Below are 17822 nucleotides of genomic sequence, written 5' to 3' on the forward strand. Positions count from 1 at the left end.
GGGGCAGTTCCCGGGCCGTTGCCCGGCGGTACCGTAGAAGCTGGGCCGAAACGCGGGGAGGCAACGATGGTGCAGTGGGACCGGCCGCCCAGGATGAAGACACCGGATGCGCAAGCGCCGTGGAACGAGATCGTGCCACAGCTGTGGATGGGTGGGCATCATTACGGAAACGTCGAAGGTGCGCGGGTGCCCGCGATCGTCGGGATCGAATTCGATGTGGTGATCAGCCTGTTCCAGGCCGAGGGGCACGGGCCGGGACCCGATGTCGAACACCATCACCTCGCGATTCCGGACGCAGAGTTGCACGCCGAGCAGTTGGCGGCGGCGCGCGAATTGGCCAGGATCGCCGCAGCGGCGGTTCGTGCCGAACGCAGCGTCATGGTGCGCTGCCAGTACGGATACAACCGTTCGGGTTTGGTTGTCGCGCAGACGCTGCTGGATCTCGGGTATTCGGTCGATGACGCCATCGACCTGATTCGGCAGCGGCGTTCCCGCTACGCGCTGAACAACGAGTTCTTCGTGAAGTATCTGATGATCGGCCTAGACCGAACCTGAAATACCAAGTGCCCCAACCTAACGGTCGGGGCACTGCGGTTTCCGCAACAGATGCGCATCAACGCGGCGCGTTGACCGGATCGGCAACGGTCGGGTGCATGCCTTCGCGATGCGCGCGGCGCGCATCCTCGAAGAACTCCCGCGAGAACATTGCCGACAGCACGGCGATACCCGCACGGTGCACCCGGAATTCGCTGCGGTTGCTGGTGCCGGTGAGCCGGATGACGCGACCCGCGGCATCCTGCGGCCGTGCGAAATCCTTCACCCGGCCGCGGCCGGTCCAGTGCAGTTCGGTCTGGTCGATGACGGCGTCGTCCGGGACGAGCAGTTTCACCATGGCGTGGTCGAGATCAGCGTGGACAACGATCTCCCCGCTGATCTGCGGCGAACGCAGGTCGATCACCACGCTGCCGTAGCGGGCGGTGATTTCGAAGGTGCTGGCATCGGTCCAGTTGCCGAGGCGCTTGGTGGTCTCGTGGTCGACATGAATGCGGGCGGCGGTCTTGGCGGTCATTTTTCGATCCTTTCGGGCGGCTTCTGCTGGTGAATCAATAGTGGCACACAAACTAGTTTCTTTGCAACTAGTTTGTGAGAACCTAGTTGTCGGGACACCACTAGAATGGTCGACATGACGGCATCGACGCAGTTCAAGCGCTCTCCCCTGGCGATGGCGCTGCTCGGCATCCTGCATCTGGAACCGATGCACCCCTATGCGATCCAGCGGCGGATCAAGGAGTGGGGCAAGGACAAGGTCGTCAATGTCGCCCAGCGCGCCGCGCTGTACAAGACGATCGGCAGGCTGCAGGAGGCCGGACTGGTCACGGTCCGCGAAACCGGCCGCGATCAGCAATATCCGGAGCGAACCGTCTACGAGATCACCGATGCGGGCCGCGCTGCCTGCGCGACTTGGCTCGCGGAGATGATCGGCGAACCTCGCAACGAATACCCGGAATTCCCTGCGGCGCTCTCGTTCCTGATGCTGCTCGGACCCGAAGGTGCTCGCACGGAATTGGAGCGGCGGGCAAAGTCGGTGCGCGCCAAGCTCGCCGAGATGGATGCCGATGCGAACCAGGCCGCCGCGATGCAGCTGCCCAGGGTGGTGATGCTGGAGGACGAGTACCAGCGCACGGTCACCGAGGCCGAATTGCGTTGGCTCGACGCCGTTATCGCCGATCTGGCCGCGGGCACCCTCACCTGGTCCAGGGAATCCCTTCTGCCGCACCAGTAGCCGTAACCCACATCATCGGACAACTTCGGCATATGACGCGCGAGATGGCGCGTTCGGGGCGACGATGTATTGCGTGGCAGGACAATTCGTTCCGGTCCCCGACTGGTTCGCATGGCAGAACCAGGATTGCGGGATCGCGATCGCGGATATCGATGGTGACGGCGCCCTGGATGTCGTCGCACTCATGGTGGACAATCCGGCTGGTCAGAACACCGCGTCATATCGGGTGGGCATGGGGCTGCCCCCGACGGCTCGGCGAAGAGTTGGGGACCGTGGCTGCCGGTGCCGGATTGGTACGGCTGGGAGAACCAAGGCGCGGGCATCGCGATCGGCGATCTGAGCGGCAACGGCCGACCCGATCTCGTGGTGTTCGTCGTGGACAATCCACCCGGCCAGAACCAGGGCTGCTACCGGATCGGGCGCGATCTGGCCGAGGACGGCACGGTGACCGGCGGCTGGACGCCATGGATCACAGTGCCGGATTGGTACGGCTGGGAGAACCAGGGTGCCGATATCTGCCTCACGTCCGTCGATGGGCAGCTCACCCTGGTCGTTTTGGCGGTCGACAATCCGCCGGGCCAGAACAGCGGACAGTTCCGGTTGGCCAAGGGACTGACCGCGGACGGCACGGTCGGCGAATGGACGCCATGGGTGGCGGTGCCCGACTGGTACGGCTGGGAGAACCAGGGCGCGGGCATCACGGCCGCGGATCTGGACGGCGACGGCAGGCCGGAACTGATCGTCTTCGCGGTGGACAACCCCGAAGGTGTGAATGCCGGTGTGTACACCATCGGCTGGGGCCTGGAAGGTTCCGGGCACGCGGTCGACGGCTGGAGCGGGTGGACCGAGACCGACTGGGGATTCGCCGAAAACCAAGGCGCGGCACTGGCTTTACTGCCGCACGACGGCACACCTCCGGAACTGGTGGTCTTCACCATCGACGCACCGGATGGCGTCAATGTCGGTTATGTGCGCGTGCTCGAACTGGAGACAGATCTGACGCACGCACCGCATATGGGCTTGTGGCGCATTCTCGATTTCGGCACCGAGATCAACCCCGTACATGCCGCCTTACTGCACACCGGTGACGTGCTGTTCTTCGCCGGTTCCGGTAACGATCCGGACCGCCACGACGCCCACGAATTCCGCACGCGCGTCTGGCATTACCCGCGCCCCGGTCTGAGCGCACCCGGAACCCCGATCGATATGTTCTGCGTCGGACACGCGGTCCTGCCGGACGGCAGGCTGCTCGCGGCGGGCGGCACCGAACGCTACGACCCGTTCTACGGACTGAAGGACGCACTGATCTTCGATCCGGCGACGCTGACCTGGAATACCAAGCCGAATATGGCTTTCGGCCGCTGGTACCCGTCGCTGGCACCGCTGCCGAACGGCAATATCGTCGCGGTGTCGGGTCTGGGTGCCGATAACTTCCTATCCGTTATTCCGGAACTATTCGACGCGGGCACCGAAACCTGGTCCCAGCTGCCATCTCCCGGTCCGATCCCGATGTACGGGCATCTCGTGCTACTCGCCGACGGCAGGTTGTTCTACACCGGCGGCCAGTACGGTGCGAACAACGGCATGCGGCCGTCGATTTGGGATCCAGCGACCGGCACAACTGTCGAGGTGCCCGGTCTCACCGATCCGGGTTCACGCAATCAGTCGGCGAGCGTGCTGCTGCCGCCCGCGCAGCAGCAGCGGGTCATGATTCTCGGCGGCGGCGGATACGATATGCACAGTCCCGCACCGGCTTTGGCCGATACCAGGATCGTCGAACTGACCTCGGCGACACCGGAATACCAACCGGCCCCGCCGATGGATCATGCCAGGATGCATCTGAGCGCGGTCCTGCTCCCGGATCGAACCGTGCTGGCCACCGGTGGTTCCGGTATGGAGGAGATGGCGCACGACGCGCCGCCGCACGCCGAGATCTTCGATCCGGCGATGGGCACCTGGATGCACACCGCGCCCTGCCGGGTGCCGCGGCTGTACCACTCCGTCGCACTGCTCACCCCCGACGGCAAGGTGATCACCGCCGGCTCGAATCCGGCGCGCAAGACCGAGGAATTGCGCATCGAAACCTATTGGCCGCCTTATCTTTTCCAAGGCGAGCGCCCGCAGCTCACGCTCACGACGGACACTGTCGCCCACGGCGCGACCGTTACCGCGACTACCACTGCGGCCGTGCGCGAGGTGAATCTCGTCCGACCAGGGGCGTGCACCCACTCCTCCGATAACGAGCAACGCCTGATCGATCTCGAATTCACCAGCGCCGCAGCAGATTCCGTGACGATCACACTGCCGTCGAATCCGGCACTCGCGCCGCCGGGCTGGTATCTGGTGTTCGTCGTGAACGACCAGGGCGTGCCGTCGATCGGACAGTGGCTGCACCTGGGCTGATTGTGACCGATCACAGTCCCGGACCGCCTGCCCGGCCCGTAAGGTACCGATCATGGTTCCCACCGAGATATCCGAGCTGGTCGAGTCGGTCGTGGAGTCGTATCTGCTCGACGGACGGCGCCGCTATAACCGGACCCAGGTCGCCGAAGAATCCGGGACGACCACCGACCTGACCAAGCGACTGTGGATGGCACTCGGCTTCCCGGCCGGTCTCGACGATGCCGCCGTCGACTACGCCGACGCCGATATCGCAGCGGTGCGCAATTTCCGCGCGCTCAATGTGCTCGCCTCGGCGGACTCCCGTCAGCAAGCCGCGTCCGCACGCACCCTCGGTCAGGGCATGGCACGACTGGCCGAATGGCAGGTCGATGTGGTGCTCGCCGAAATCAGCGCTCGGATGGCGGCGGCCGCGCCCGGCACCGATCCGGCCGAAATCGCGCGCGACGCCACCGAGGCGGCCATCTCCACGCTCGAACAGCTCAATACCTACGCGTGGCGCCGCCACCTCGCCGCAGCCCTGGCCCGTTCCCTCGATCCGGGCACCACGGCGGGCGAGTCGGTGCGCGAGCTGGCGGTCGGCTTCGCCGATATGGTCGGCTACACCCGGCTCACCAGGCATCTGCACCCCGACGAACTCTCCATGCTGCTGGAGGCATTCGAATCCACCACCACCGCCGCGATCACCGAGAACGGCGGCTGGGTGATCAAGAATGTCGGCGACGAGGTTATGTTCGCGGCCGAGGATCCAACGGATGCGGCCCGCATCGCGCTGGCCATCCAGGAGAGCACGATGATGGTCGGCGGCACGCCGGAACTGCGGGTCGCCGTGGCATACGGGCCGGTGCTGCAACGCTTCGGCGACCTGTACGGCTCGGTGGTCAATATCGCCTCCCGGCTCACCGGCGTCGCCCGCCCCGGCACCGTTCTCGTCGATGACGATGCCGCCGCGGCCCTGGACGGCAATCCGGAGTTCGATATCCGCAATCTGCGCAGCGTGCGCGTCCGTGGCTTCAACCGCCTGCGGCCCCACACCCTGCGGCGCAACGGCAAGTACAGATAGCGCACGCGACCTGAGCTCGCCGCCTGCGTCTCCGCCCGCTGCCCCGCAACGGCAAACACCGGTGGCGCACGACCTAGGCTCGCCGCCTGCGTCCCCACACGGCGCCAAAGGCGAATACCGGTAGCGCACGACCCGAACTCGCCACCTACGCCTCCACACGCTGCCCCGCAAAGGCAAACACCGGTAGCGCACGACCCGAGCTCACCACCTACGCCTCCACACGCTGCCCCGCAAAGGCAAACACCAGTAGCGCACGACCCGAGCTCACCACCTACGCCTCCACACGCTGCCCCGCAACGGCAAACACCAGTAGCGCACGACCTAAGCTCGCCACCTGCGCCTCCGCACGCTGCCCCGCAACGGCAAACACCGGTAGCGCACGACCTAGGCTCGCCACCTACGCCTCCGCCCGCTGCGCCGCAAAGGCAAACACCGGTGGCGAACGACCTAAGCTCGTCCGGTGGAGTTCGAGTGGGCCGAGTTGCGGAAGAGCTGCGTTATCGAGGAGGACGCGGCGGTGCTGGCGCTGAACAAGCCCGCCGGGATTTCGGTAACCGGGGAGCGGCACGACAGCGATATTGTCGAGGCGGCGGCCGCGGTGGGGGAAACGCTGTATCCGGTGCATCGGATCGACAAGGTGACCTCCGGGCTCGTGCTGCTGGCCAAGGAGCTGGGCGCGCACGGGCAGCTGACCAGGCAGTTCAACAAACAGACGGCCGAGAAGGCGTATCTGGCGATCGTCGAATCGACCGGCCTGCCCGATCACGGCGTCATCGAACTGCCGCTCAGTGTCGGCCGCAAGAACCGGGTGCGAATCGCCGCGCCCCGCGAATCCATTCGCGCGCAGGCCGGTCGCTGGTTCGTCGATGACGCGGATCTCTTGGCCACCAAGAACTATCCGTCGACAACCCAGTTCACCACGGTCCTGCGCACGGACACCCACACGGTGCTCGCAGTGCGCCCGATCACCGGCCGCCGCCACCAGATCCGCGTACACCTGGCCTGGATCGGACACCCCATCGTCGGCGACCCCCTATTCGACAGATCCGCCCGTTACGACCGCACCTACCTCCACTCCTGGCAACTCGCCCTCGCCGCCCCCTGGCGCACACCCCCAACCCTCACCCTCCAAGCAACCCCAACCCTCGACTTCTGGCACCCCCTCCACCCCACCCCCGACCCCGCCGCCCTCCTCCAACACGCCGACAACCTCCTGCGCACCGCCCAATCACCGCTCCCCCCAACCGATTAGCCCTCACCCGACCCAAACGCCGCACATGGAATGACCAGGCGATGCTGATGCAGCACCCCAAAATCGCGCGCGGCGACAACCAGAGCCGATGTGGCACAGCAGCCACGCGGACCAGCTCTCTCCGGGCCACCCCAACCCTGCTCACTTTCTCGCGCGCCGCGCACGGAATGACTGGCAATCCCAGGTACGGCACCAAAATCGCGCAAATTTCGGCGCTCGTCGACGGGGATACCGCACTCGAGATCGGGCACGCCTTGTGCCCGATGCGGATCGGGCCGTCGGCGAGGTCTCCGGCGTGGGCAAGGGCAAACACACCCGATTCCCGTGCGTGATTCAGCCTGCCGCGCATGGAATATTCCGTGCGCGTCGGGCTGGAACGTGCGCGGCGGTGTGGCCGCGTGGGTGGCGTCTTCTGCGCGCACTTCCCTCGGCATTTCCGCTCTGGGCGCCGCCGATGTGTCGCGGCTGTCGTGAGAAGGGATCTACGCGTGGCGGCATCACCAGGGCGGGCAGAGGAGACGTTGCCCACGGGCTCACCGCCGCACACTCCACGCACGGAATGACCAGAGAACTCCATGCGCGGCAAGATGATTAGTGCGCGGTGATCACGCTCGAGCGACACTACTCGGGCCAGCTCGGGGATCGCCCGAGGATGGCGACGATCTCGTCGAGCACGGAGCCACCGGCCCAGTTGATGACCGGTCCGAAGGCGGAGCCAGGGGCCAGCCGGGCCGGGCCGCCGGGGACGACTTCGGCCACCGATAGTGCAACGGCAAGCAGGTCGTCGTCGAAATGCACTGTGCGGCCGAGGGTTCGGGCGACGTCCCAGGAGTGCACGACGTAGTCGATGAAGTGGAAGCTGACCGCCTCGGCTCCGGAGAATTCGAAGGCGCTGGTGATCTCCGGCAGCGGGAAAGTCCGGTCGAGCACGCCATCCTCGGCGAAGGACGCCAGTACATGTTCGGCGGCGGCACGGTAGTCCGCGACCGGGTCATCGCCCAGCGGACGCAGCCGCCACAGCGACAAGTCGCCCTCGCCGCGGGAGGCGGCCGCGAAACCGTAGTGCTGGGTGATCATGTGCGCCAGCAACCCGTGCAGCGTCCAGCCCGCGCACGGCGTCGGCTTGGCCAGATCTGCGGCGGTCAGCTGGGAAACAACTTCGATGCTGGTGCGCACGGCCTGGGCATTGAGAGCAATCAAATCGACCTGCGTCCCCAGTGATTTGAGGGCCTGCAGCCCGGGGGCGGTGTCGGAATCGGTGGTCATCGCTGTCCTCTCGTCATAACCAAATTGATAAGCATTTGCTTATCGTAAGCTCATGCTTACCATAAGCCAAGCGGTATTTTCTACCCATGCCGGAGAAGCGCCCCGACCTCGCCGCGATGATCGCGCCGCTCGGCCGCGCCCTCGCCATGGCGGAACTGCCCATACTCGAGCGGCACGGCCTGACCATGTGGGGCTATGTGGTCCTGCTCGGACTCGGCGACGAACCCGTCTACACCCAGGCCGCGCTGGCCAAGAAGATCCGCGCGGACAAGACGCGCATCATCGGCACACTCGACGAACTCCAGCAGCGCGGCCTCATCCGGCGCGACCTCGATCCGGCCGACCGGCGCGCACGCCTGATTTCGCTCACCCCGGCCGGTCGGGCCACCCGCGACCAGGCACAACGCGATATCCAGGAGCAGGAGAACCGCCTGCTGGCCCAGCTCCCCGCCGCCGATCGCAAATCGTTCCTGCGGTCACTGCAGACACTGTGGGCATCGGTCGTCGACCCGTCGAGCTGACCCGGTGTGCGCGCGACCACTTCCGACCTCGCGGCCTTCTACCGGTGGTCAGCCTCATGGCGACGCGTAACTCGCAGGTCATCTAGCCTGTAGACGTGCCGGGACACGATGCCGGCACCCTCTGACGCAATGGAGCGATCCCCCAGAGAAAGCGAACGCCGATGATCCTGGTGGCTCAGGTCAGCGATACCCATTTCGATCTCGGCACCCGCAATGCCGAACGCGTCGAGCGGGTGATGGCCTATCTCGCCGAGCTGCGACGCAGGCCCGATGCCATTCTGGTGACCGGCGATATCACCGATTCGGGTCAGCCCGAGCAATACGCCGAGGCGCGCGTCGCACTCGATGCCGATATCCCCGTCTACGCCCTGCCCGGTAATCACGACGACCGCGCCGCCTTCCGCACGATCCTGCTCGGCGAATCCGCGTCGACCGCGCCGATCAACCACGCACACCGAATCGGCGAGTCAACCGTGGTCCTGCTGGATTCGAGCGTCCCCGGCGAATCCGGCGGCCAGCTCACCGAGGAAACCTACGACTGGCTGCGCGGCACACTCGCCGCCGCACCCGCCGACGCGCCCATTCTCCTTGCGCTGCACCATCCGCCCGCACATCTGTTCAGTCCGGTCATCGATGAGATCTCGCTGGCCGAGCCCGAGAAACTGGCCGAGGTGGTCGCCGCCGACGCACGCATTGTCGGCGTGATCACCGGACATGCGCATTCCGCCGCGACGACCACCTTCGCGGGCCGCCCGCTACTGATCTCCCCGAGCACCGCCTCTGTCCTCGGCGGGGAGTGGGAACTCGAACTCCCCCATCACGTGATGGACTACGCGCCGGATCCGGCTATCGCCCTGCACGTGATCGATGAAAATCAACGCATCACAACGCATTTCCGCAGCATTGCGATGGGCGGCCGGATCGGCGTGCAGCCGAATTAGCGGCGCACCGCCCGTTCGCGGCGGTAGGCCGCCGGTGTCGCGCCGGTCCAGCGCTTGAAGGCGTAGATGAAGGTGGAGGATTCGGCGTAGCCGAGCCGGATGGCCACATCGCTCACCGAAAGCGGTGTGGCGGTGAGCATTTCCTCGGCAAGTGCGCGGCGCACCTCGTCCAGCAGTGCACGGTAGCTGGTACCCGCGGCATCGAGGTGACGACGCAGGGTGCGAGTGCTCATATTGAGATCGCTTGCGACGGAGTCGATTCCGCGCGGGGCGGCGAATCCGTCGGCACCGCCGGGCACCAGGAGTTCGCGTACCTCGGCCGCGATACCGGTGCGGGCTCGGCGTCGATCCACCAGATCCCGGCATTGCGCGAGGCACATGGCCCAGGTGTGCTCATTCGCCTGCGGCAGTGGCTGCTCCAGCATTGCCGGATCGATAGTGAACAGATTGTGCGGCCGTCCGAAACGCGGCTGCACATGAGTGACCTCCATAATCCGATCGACGTATGTCGGCTCAGGAAAACGGAATTCGGCCCTGGTCAGCGGCAGCTGTTTACCGATCAGATCGCTCATGACCTGATGCATGGCGGTCACATCGCGCTCGACCAGGAACTGGCGCACATCGGCCGGAATCGATTCGTCGTGCACCCAGGCGATGAATTCGCCCTTTCCCCATTCCGCGACGGGCAGGCAGAAGGTGAAACTCAGCTCCAGATAGCGCAGCGCGAACGAGATCGCCTCACCGAGCGTCGGACTGCTGACGCAGGCGAAGCCGAAAATGCCGAAGGTGGTGATCCGATACCGGCGACCGATCTCGACACCGAGCGCGGGCGTATCGGCGAGTTCGCGGACGAGGTTGCGGATGACGGCGAGTTCGGTGCGCGCGTCGATCTGCGCGTCCGGATCGTGCAACACGGCCTCGGTCAGCCCGGTTCCGGCGAGCATGCGCGCGACGGGCACGCCCTGCTCACCGGCATAGCCGACCATGAGTGCCACGCTGGCGATGCCGCGCGGAAAGTTCCAGTCGCGGATGCCCGGATCCTGTACCCGCTCCACAGCGGACATTATGGCCGAAAATCTCGATAGGCCCACCCCGTACGCGACCTGCGGTCTTAGAGTGGAACTCATCTACAGCGCTGTGAGGAGTGCCACAAATGACAGCTGGCGAACGGCCCTCGGTCATCATCATCGGCGCCGGTTTCGGCGGCGTCGGGATGGCAATCGAATTGCGGCGCAACGGTTTCGACGATATCGCCATCCTGGAGCGCGGCACCGACATCGGCGGGGTCTGGCGGGAGAACACCTACCCCGGCGCAGCTTGTGATGTGCCGTCGCCGCTGTACTCGTTCTCCTACGAGCCCAAGCCGGACTGGCCGCAGCGGTATTCCGGACAGGCCGCGATCCACGACTACCTGCGCGGTGTCGCCCAGCGGCACGGCCTGCTGGAGGCGATCCATTTCGGCGCCGAGGTGACCGACGCCGAATTCGACGACGGCTCCGGCCGCTGGACCGTACGGACCAAGGACGGCACGGCCCGCACCGCCGACGTGCTCATCTCCGCGGTCGGTCAACTGTCTCGGCCCGCCCTCCCGAACATTCCCGGTATCGACACCTTCACCGGTCAGGCCTTCCACTCCGCCGAGTGGGATCACGGCGTCGAACTGGCCGGTAAACGCGTCGCCTGCATCGGCACCGGCGCCAGCGCCATCCAGTACATTCCGGAGATCCAGCCGCGGGTCGAACACCTCACCCTGTTCCAGCGCACAGCGGCCTGGGTGCTGCCTAAATTCGATACCGACTACACCCCGGTCCAGCACAAACTCTTCGCGCGGCTGCCCGGCGCCCTGCTCGTCGAACGCTTCGGCTGGTGGGCCATCGCCGAATTCATCGCCCTCGGCCTGGTCGAATTCCCGTGGATCGTGCGAATGGTCGCGAAAATCGCGTCGAAACATCTGGAAGTGCAGGTCCCGGATCCGGAACTGCGCGCCAAACTCACCCCCGACTATCCGATCGGCTGTAAGCGCGGCCTGTTCTCCAACGACTACTACCCGGCGCTGCTCGAACCGAACGTGCAGGTCGAGACCACCGCCATCACCGAAATCGTGCCGAACGGCGTGCGCACCGCCGACGGCAAGGTGCACGAGGCGGAGGTAATCGTCTACGGCACCGGGTTCAAGGGCACCGAATTCCTCTGGCCCATGAATATCTACGGCCGCGCAGGCCGCAAGCTCGCCGACGCCTGGCAGGGCGGCGCGCACGCCTACTGCGGCATTACCGTGCCCGACTTCCCGAATATGTTCCTGGTCTACGGACCGAATACCAATCTCGGCGTCGGCTCGATTATCTACATGATCGAATCGCAGGCCCGCTATATCCGCCAGGCCGTCCAACTGCTCGCCGAACGTCCCGGCCACGTGCTCGAGGTGCGTCCCGAGGCGGAGGCGCAATTCAATACCGCGGTTCAGCAGCGCCTCGCGCGCACACCGTGGAACTTCTGCTCCAGCTGGTATCGCACCGCTTCGGGCCGGATCACGAACAACTGGCCGGGTCCACAGCTCGCCTACCGCCGTCGCGTCCGCAAGTTGAAGGCCGCCGATTACGAGCTGACCCGGGTGGCCTGAAGCTCAAGGTCTCCACAGAAAGACCACACGAACTGTCCACAGGATCCTGGCAGACTTGACCCGTGAGTGATCTGCCAGCCCGCCCCACCGAGCGCGGCCCGCTGCGCCCGATCGAATTGGCGGTGGGGGCGGTACTCGGCGGCGCTACCGTCGGCCTGGTCACCGTCGGGGCGCTGATTCCGTTCGCCGCGGCGCTGCAACTGGTCGCGGCGGTGCCGCTGGCCATGATCGCGCACCGCTATCGGCTGCGCGCCCTGATCACCGCGACCGGTTCGGCCGTGCTGGTCTGCTTCGTCGCGGCGGGCATCGTGCCCGCATTCGGCATTCTCAGCTCGGCCACCATCGCGGGCATCATCGGCATCGTCAAACGCCGACGCGGCGGCTTGCCCGCGGTGCTCGGATTGTCGGTAATCGCCGGTCTCGGCTTCGCGGCCTTCGCCGTCGGATCACTGTTCGTATTGTCCCGGTCCCGGGATCTACTGTTCGACACCATCCGCAGCACCGCGGAGGGCCTGGAGCGGACGGCGGCGCGGCAGCCCCAGCTGGAACCCCTCGGACGCGGAGTCGCCGACGCCGCGGACGCCGCGATCCGCTGGTGGTGGGTCCTGATCGGCGGTGGTGTGCTGGCGGGCATCGTCGCGACGGCGGTGTTCTCCTGGTTCGTCCTCGGCTCGGTACTCGACCGGCTGTCCTGGCTGCCCAGCCGGGACCGGCTCGACGCACCACCCGACGACCGGCCCATCGTGCCGCTCCCGGTGCGACTGCGCGAGGTCGGCTTCCGCTATCCGGGCGCGCCGGTGGATGCGCTGTCCGGCATCGATCTCACGGTCGATATCGGCGAATTCGTGGCCATTGTCGGCCACAACGGATCGGGCAAATCGACACTGACCCGGCTGCTGGCCGGACATCCGCCCACCACCGGCGGCGTGGACCGTCCGGGCGCCGCAGGCCTCGGCCATCTGGGTGGCACCGCGCTGGTGCTGCAGCGGCCGGAGAGTCAAACGCTCGGTGTGCTCGTCGCCGACGATGTGGTGTGGGGTCTGTCCACCGAACTCGCCGCCGCGGTCGATATCGATGGCCTGCTGCGCGAGGTCGGCCTGGACGGTATGGGCAATCGCGAGACCGCGACGCTTTCGGGCGGTCAGCAGCAGCGGCTCGCGGTGGCCGCGGCATTGGCTCGCCGCCCCGCGCTGCTCATTGCCGACGAGGCCACCTCGATGATCGATCCGGACGGTCGTCGCGATCTCGTCGCACTCCTGGCCGAGCTGCCCAAACGCCATCCGATGGCGGTGGTGCTGGTGACCCATCACGAGGCCGATGCGGCCGCCGCCGACCGGGTCGTACACCTGGCCGGTGGCCGGACCGTCGAGCGACTGCCCGCATGGCCGCAACCGGGCGGCGAGATCCGCCGCCGCCCGATGGGCGAAACCATCCTGCAGCTGAGCCAGGTCCGCCACACCTATAACCACGGAACACCGTGGGCAGCACCGGCTTTGCACGGCGTCGACCTGACTGTGCGACGCGGCGAGGCGCTACTCGTGGTGGGCGGCAATGGCTCCGGCAAGTCGACGCTGGCCTGGATCATGGCGGGATTGATCGAACCCAGTTCCGGCCGTTGCGAATTGGGCGGTAAGCCGATCGCGAAGCAGATCGGCCGGGTGGAATTGGCCTTCCAGCACTCCCGGCTGCAGCTGCAGAAGCAGACGGTCGGCGACGAAATAGCGGACTGGGGCGGACGGGCCACCGGATCCGGTGCGGTCGGACGCGCACTGGATGCGGTCGGTTTGGATCGCGGACTGGCCGCACGCTCCATCGAAGAACTCAGCGGCGGCCAAGCCAAGCGCGTGGTGCTCGCGGCCATTGTGGCCAGCCACGCGCCGGTCGTCGTGCTCGACGAGCCGCTGGCCGGATTGGACCCGCACGGTCGCGCCGAAATCGTGGAACTGCTTGCCCGCCTGCGCGATTCCGGGCTCACCCTGATCGTCATCTCGCATGACGTGCACGATATGGCCGCGGTCTGCGACCGGGCCGTACACCTCGAGGCCGGACGCATTCTGGAGACCGATCCGATTCGCGATACCGCGAATGTGCCCGCGCACCAGCTGGATTCCCGCACGACAATGCCGGGAACACGCCAAGGCGACCCGGCCTGGCGACTCGGGAACGGAGGTCGGTAATGAGTGCGGTGCTGTTCCGCGAAGTGCCGGTTTCCAGCCCGGTGCACAGCCTCTGGGCCGGAACCAAGATCATCGGGGCGTTCCTGATCAGCGTGGTGCTGATGTTCCTGCCGTCCTGGCCGGTACTCGGCTTGATGGTCGTATTCCTGATCGCGATCGGGTTGGTGGCCCGACTGCCGCTGAGCACACTGCCGCGCCTGCCGTGGTGGTTCTGGGCGGCGATCGGCATCGGTGCCCTGCTCAATGTGCCGGTGGGCCGCGACGCCGTGCTGCGCTACACCAATGTCACCGTCTTCGGTCTTATCCTGCTGGCCTCCTCGTTCCTGATCGCCTGGACCACCCCGATGGGCGATATCGCCCCCGCGCTGGCCAAACTCGGCTCCCCACTGCGCAGATTCCGCGTGCCCGTGGACGAATGGGCCGTGGTCATCGCGCTCACATTGCGCGGATTGCCGCTGCTGATGGACGAGATCCGGGTGCTGCGAGCGGCGCGCCGACTGCGCCCGAAGGATGGCCTGCTCACTCGCGCCGCCGATAATCCGCTCGTCGATATCCTCACCGCCGCCATGGCGGTATCCAGCCGCCGGGCAACCGAACTGGGCGAGGCCATCACCGCGCGCGGCGGCACCGGCCAGCTCACCGCCCGCCCGAGCGCCCCCGGACGCAATGACGCGATCGCACTGACGATTGTCATCGCGGTCTGCCTCGGCGCGGTCGTCCTCGATCTGCTCACCTGATCGGCGATACTGGCCCCTGTGCCGGACCAAGACGACGATGTACCTGCCTGGCAACGTAAGACGGAGGGTGAATCGCGGTGGGCCGCGACGCTCGCCGTACTGGTGATCGTGGTGTTGCAGGTCGCGCCGCCGGAACTTCGGAAGCAGCCTGCCTGGTTTGTGCTACCCGTACTCGAGGTCCTGTTGCTCGGTGTGCTGGTGGTGGCGAATCCGTTCCGGCTCAACCGGGAAGAGCGTTGGCTGCGCAACGGCGGCCTCCTGTTGACCGGGCTGTTGAGTCTGGCCACAGCGGTTTCGGCGGGTTGGCTGGTGGTCCGGCTGATCGATCGTGCCCTCACCGATCCCGTGGAAATTCTGCTCTCGGGCGGTGCGGTCTGGTTGACCAATGTGGTGGTATTCGGGCTCTGGTACTGGGAGTTCGACCGCGGCGGCGCCGCCGCACGCGCGCATGCGCGAAAGCCGTTGCCGGACTTCCTGTTCGTGCAGATGCAGAGTCCGGAGCTGGCCGAACCCGAGTGGGAGCCACAGTTCCTGGACTATATGTATCTGGCGTTCACCAATGCGACGGCGTTCAGCCCGACCGATGTGATGCCGATGTCGCGGTGGGCGAAGGCGACGATGATGCTGGAATCGGCGATCTCTCTGGTGCTGGTGATCTTGGTGATCGCGCGCGCCATCAATGCCATGTAGCGGCGGAATAGCGGAGAGCTATAACAAGATTCATCATGTGAGCAAAATCGAATACCCCGAAAAGCATTCCTCTAAACCTTTTGTGCGCGGTAGATTGTCCTCGGAGTGCGTTCTTTAGATCACATCGTGGCTCTGCACGGCGTCGGGGGGAGGATTTTTCCTGTGCGGAGCGTTGCTACGGCTCGCAAGTACTGATGAAGATTGGACCACCGGAATGATTCTCCGCAAGATCACCGCGGCAGCCGTGCCGATCGTCGCCGCTGTCGCGGTCGGCGCGGGCACCTCCTATGCACAGGCGGATGCCGCGCCCGTACCCGACGTCGGGTACGAGGCAAAACTGGTGGGCGACAAGATCGTCACCACGCTGACCGACGGGTCCTTCCAGTTGTCCGCGAACACGGTGGACATCAAGGACATCGCGGGCAATACGGTGGTCACGCTGCCGTTGACGTTCCGGCAGGACGGGCTGGAGTTCGCCATGCCGCATGAGATCCGCGACGCGGGCCGGGTGCTGGAGTTGACCGCGGTCAAGGACTACACGCAGGCGCGGCAGGCGGCCACGCCGATCGCGTCGGCGCGGGAGAATCTGCGCGCACAGGACAACTTCCTGTCCCAGTTCGGCATTGCCACCGCCATCGGCGGCTTTCTCGGCACGGTGATCGGCGCGCTGGTCGGGCTCACCGGCATCATCGGCGGACCGACCGTCATCGCCAGCGTCATCGCGGGCGCGGGTATCGGCGGGATTATCGGCACACTCGTGGTCGGCGGTCCGGCACTGATCATCGCGGGCATCGATCTGCTCGACACGCTGTCCGCCCCGCCCGGCACCACCAAATGGCAGGACGGTCCGGTCAAGTAAGACCGCGCACTTCCATCGGCGACGCGGCGCGCAACGAATCATCTCAGCGCGCCGCATCTTTCGTTTATCGTCCGTGGCAACCGGGCGCTATCGGAACACCCGCGAAACGATCGGCGAGGAAGCCCATCGCACCGGCCGCCTCACCGATCGCGGTCGCATTGTGTCCGGGCAGCGCCGAATGCACCAAGGTGAGATCGGCACCCTGTGCGCAGTAGCGCCCGACCAGATCGGTGAAACCGGCGACTGGGATCACATCGTCAGTTGCACTGTGGTACAGGTACATCGGCATGATCGGAGCACTGCCGCCGAGCTCCTGCCGGTCGGTCGCCGCCCGCAATACCGGATGAGACAACACATCCGGCACCGCCGCGAAATCATCCACATGCGCGTTGAAGTACTTCGAAAGGAGATCCGGACCACAGGCCGAGGCGTCCTCGGCGAGGGCGATCCGACCGCGTTCGTTGAGTAGTTCCGCCACACCGGAATTCGGCTCGTTCTTCGCGATAGCGATCAATACCAGCATTGCCAGTCCCGCTTGCACGCCACCATCGACACCATGCGCCACGCCTGTCCAATCGGCGGGCACCCCGCCCGAGGTGATACCGGCGAATTGGATATCGGGCGCGTACTCCGGTTGTATCTGCGCCGCCCACAGCGTCGCGAAGGCACCGCCCGAATAACCCCACGCCCCAATGGGGCTCGCCGGACCGACGCCGTCCGGTGCGAACGCCCGAGCGGCCCGGATGCCGTCGAGCACCGCGCGGCCAGCGTTGACGCCGTCCAGGAATCTGGAGTCCGGCCCCTCGTAATCGCTTGTCACCACCGCCCATCCGCGGCGCAACGCCTCGGCGATGAACAGTGTGTCGATATAGGTGTTGGCGCCGCCGAGATCCCAGCCGCCTCGCAGCGCGTACGACGGCGCACACCGGGTATCGAGACTGTCCTCGGCAATCTGATACGACAGCAGCGGCCGCTGGCCGGGACCGAACCACGGCCAATTCGGCACCAGCATGGTGGCCATACCGGCGATCGGCGAGCCATTCCTATCGTTGGTCCGGTATTGCACCTGCCAGGCCGAAACCGGAAGCGGCAGACCGTATAGAGCGATCGAGCGGGTCCGCAGCACAGCACCATCGGGCTGCGAAGCCGGATCGACCGCTGCCACGTAGAAGAGGTCCTGATCCGGCGGCGGCACCGCCCTTGCAACCGGCACGCATGCGAACGCCGCGACGGCGAGAAGGGTAAAGGTCGATATCGCACCGAATCTCCGGTTACCGCCGACGAATGGTGCAGCCGAAATGTTCATCGCGGCCTCCAGTCTTCCGACGCGGCGCGACGCGGAGTGCGCCGGGAACACGTCGGCGCCGACTTCGCCCGGCCTCTTATGAAACCACCGTACTGCCTGATCAGAGGGCCCAGCAACGGTCATCGGCGGGCATCGGCAACGCCGTGCGTGTCCGATTTCCGACATGGTTACAGTTGGGGCGGGGCACGCCGCGGCGCGCTTCGAAAG

The 17822-nt window shown here is 66.1% G+C and carries 16 protein-coding genes; 12 read left to right on the forward strand and 4 right to left on the reverse strand.

All coding sequences use genetic code 11. The features are described from left to right. Window positions 1-66 precede the first annotated feature (66 nt). Window positions 67-555 carry a protein-tyrosine phosphatase family protein gene (locus tag ACZ60G_RS16830; RefSeq protein WP_465811010.1) on the forward strand — a complete coding sequence of 163 codons (489 nt, stop codon included), beginning with the start codon at window positions 67-69 and terminating at the stop codon, window positions 553-555. A gap of 58 nt (window positions 556-613) precedes the next feature. On the opposite strand, the gene ACZ60G_RS16835 is transcribed toward ACZ60G_RS16830, so the two are convergent. Next, a complete protein-coding gene (locus ACZ60G_RS16835; protein ID WP_465811011.1) occupies window positions 614-1069 on the reverse strand; it encodes a hypothetical protein in 456 nt (151 codons plus the stop codon). Window positions 1070-1183: 114 nt separating this feature from the next. Between ACZ60G_RS16835 and ACZ60G_RS16840 the strand changes: the two genes are divergently transcribed. The 4 genes from ACZ60G_RS16840 (at window position 1184) to ACZ60G_RS16855 (ending at window position 6498) form a co-directional block, all read left to right on the forward strand. Further along, complete coding sequence (locus tag ACZ60G_RS16840) at window positions 1184-1783, forward strand: PadR family transcriptional regulator (protein ID WP_433624831.1); 600 nt, start codon at window positions 1184-1186, stop codon at window positions 1781-1783. A 282-nt stretch (window positions 1784-2065) separates the two neighbouring features. Beyond that, complete coding sequence (locus tag ACZ60G_RS16845) at window positions 2066-4186, forward strand: galactose oxidase-like domain-containing protein (protein ID WP_465811012.1); 2121 nt, start codon at window positions 2066-2068, stop codon at window positions 4184-4186. A gap of 52 nt (window positions 4187-4238) precedes the next feature. After that, entirely contained in the window at window positions 4239-5246 is a 1008-nt protein-coding gene (locus ACZ60G_RS16850; RefSeq protein WP_465811013.1) for an adenylate/guanylate cyclase domain-containing protein, read from the forward strand. Between the two features lie 460 nt (window positions 5247-5706). Further along, entirely contained in the window at window positions 5707-6498 is a 792-nt protein-coding gene (locus ACZ60G_RS16855) for an RluA family pseudouridine synthase (RefSeq protein ID WP_465811014.1), read from the forward strand. A 621-nt stretch (window positions 6499-7119) separates the two neighbouring features. Here the strand turns inward: ACZ60G_RS16855 and ACZ60G_RS16860 are convergent. Continuing rightward, window positions 7120-7764 carry a TIGR03086 family metal-binding protein gene (locus ACZ60G_RS16860; RefSeq protein ID WP_465811015.1) on the reverse strand — a complete coding sequence of 215 codons (645 nt, stop codon included), beginning with the start codon at window positions 7762-7764 and terminating at the stop codon, window positions 7120-7122. Between the two features lie 86 nt (window positions 7765-7850). Between ACZ60G_RS16860 and ACZ60G_RS16865 the strand changes: the two genes are divergently transcribed. Further along, entirely contained in the window at window positions 7851-8285 is a 435-nt protein-coding gene (locus tag ACZ60G_RS16865) for a MarR family winged helix-turn-helix transcriptional regulator (RefSeq protein WP_465811016.1), read from the forward strand. 161 nt (window positions 8286-8446) lie between these two features. Beyond that, window positions 8447-9226, forward strand: coding sequence for a metallophosphoesterase (locus tag ACZ60G_RS16870; RefSeq protein ID WP_465811017.1), 780 nt, complete (start codon window positions 8447-8449; stop codon window positions 9224-9226). Here the strand turns inward: ACZ60G_RS16870 and ACZ60G_RS16875 are convergent. Then, on the reverse strand, window positions 9223-10281 hold the full coding sequence (locus ACZ60G_RS16875; RefSeq protein ID WP_465811018.1) for an AraC family transcriptional regulator: 1059 nt from the start codon (window positions 10279-10281) through the stop codon (window positions 9223-9225). The two genes, ACZ60G_RS16870 and ACZ60G_RS16875, sit on opposite strands and share 4 nt — an antisense overlap. A gap of 98 nt (window positions 10282-10379) precedes the next feature. Here ACZ60G_RS16875 and ACZ60G_RS16880 point away from each other — a divergent pair, with 98 nt between their 5' ends. The 5 genes from ACZ60G_RS16880 (at window position 10380) to ACZ60G_RS16900 (ending at window position 16309) form a co-directional block, all read left to right on the forward strand. Next, entirely contained in the window at window positions 10380-11846 is a 1467-nt protein-coding gene (locus ACZ60G_RS16880) for a flavin-containing monooxygenase (protein WP_465811019.1), read from the forward strand. A gap of 62 nt (window positions 11847-11908) precedes the next feature. Then, window positions 11909-14023 carry an ABC transporter ATP-binding protein gene (locus ACZ60G_RS16885; RefSeq protein ID WP_465811020.1) on the forward strand — a complete coding sequence of 705 codons (2115 nt, stop codon included), beginning with the start codon at window positions 11909-11911 and terminating at the stop codon, window positions 14021-14023. Further along, window positions 14023-14760: an energy-coupling factor transporter transmembrane component T family protein gene (locus ACZ60G_RS16890; RefSeq protein ID WP_465811021.1), complete on the forward strand. Its 738-nt coding sequence runs from the start codon at window positions 14023-14025 to the stop codon at window positions 14758-14760. Before ACZ60G_RS16885 ends, ACZ60G_RS16890 begins: the two co-directional genes overlap by 1 nt. Before the next feature lie 18 nt (window positions 14761-14778). After that, complete coding sequence (locus ACZ60G_RS16895) at window positions 14779-15450, forward strand: hypothetical protein (RefSeq protein ID WP_465811022.1); 672 nt, start codon at window positions 14779-14781, stop codon at window positions 15448-15450. Between the two features lie 214 nt (window positions 15451-15664). Continuing rightward, window positions 15665-16309, forward strand: a complete 645-nt coding sequence (locus ACZ60G_RS16900; protein WP_465811023.1) for a DUF8020 domain-containing protein — start codon at window positions 15665-15667, stop codon at window positions 16307-16309. A 64-nt stretch (window positions 16310-16373) separates the two neighbouring features. On the opposite strand, the gene ACZ60G_RS16905 is transcribed toward ACZ60G_RS16900, so the two are convergent. Then, window positions 16374-17615 (reverse strand): lipase family protein, encoded by a 1242-nt coding sequence (locus tag ACZ60G_RS16905; RefSeq protein ID WP_465811024.1) that lies wholly within the window; start codon window positions 17613-17615, stop codon window positions 16374-16376. Window positions 17616-17822 lie beyond the last annotated feature (207 nt).

The organism is Nocardia sp. NPDC102475 (assembly GCF_055584605.1).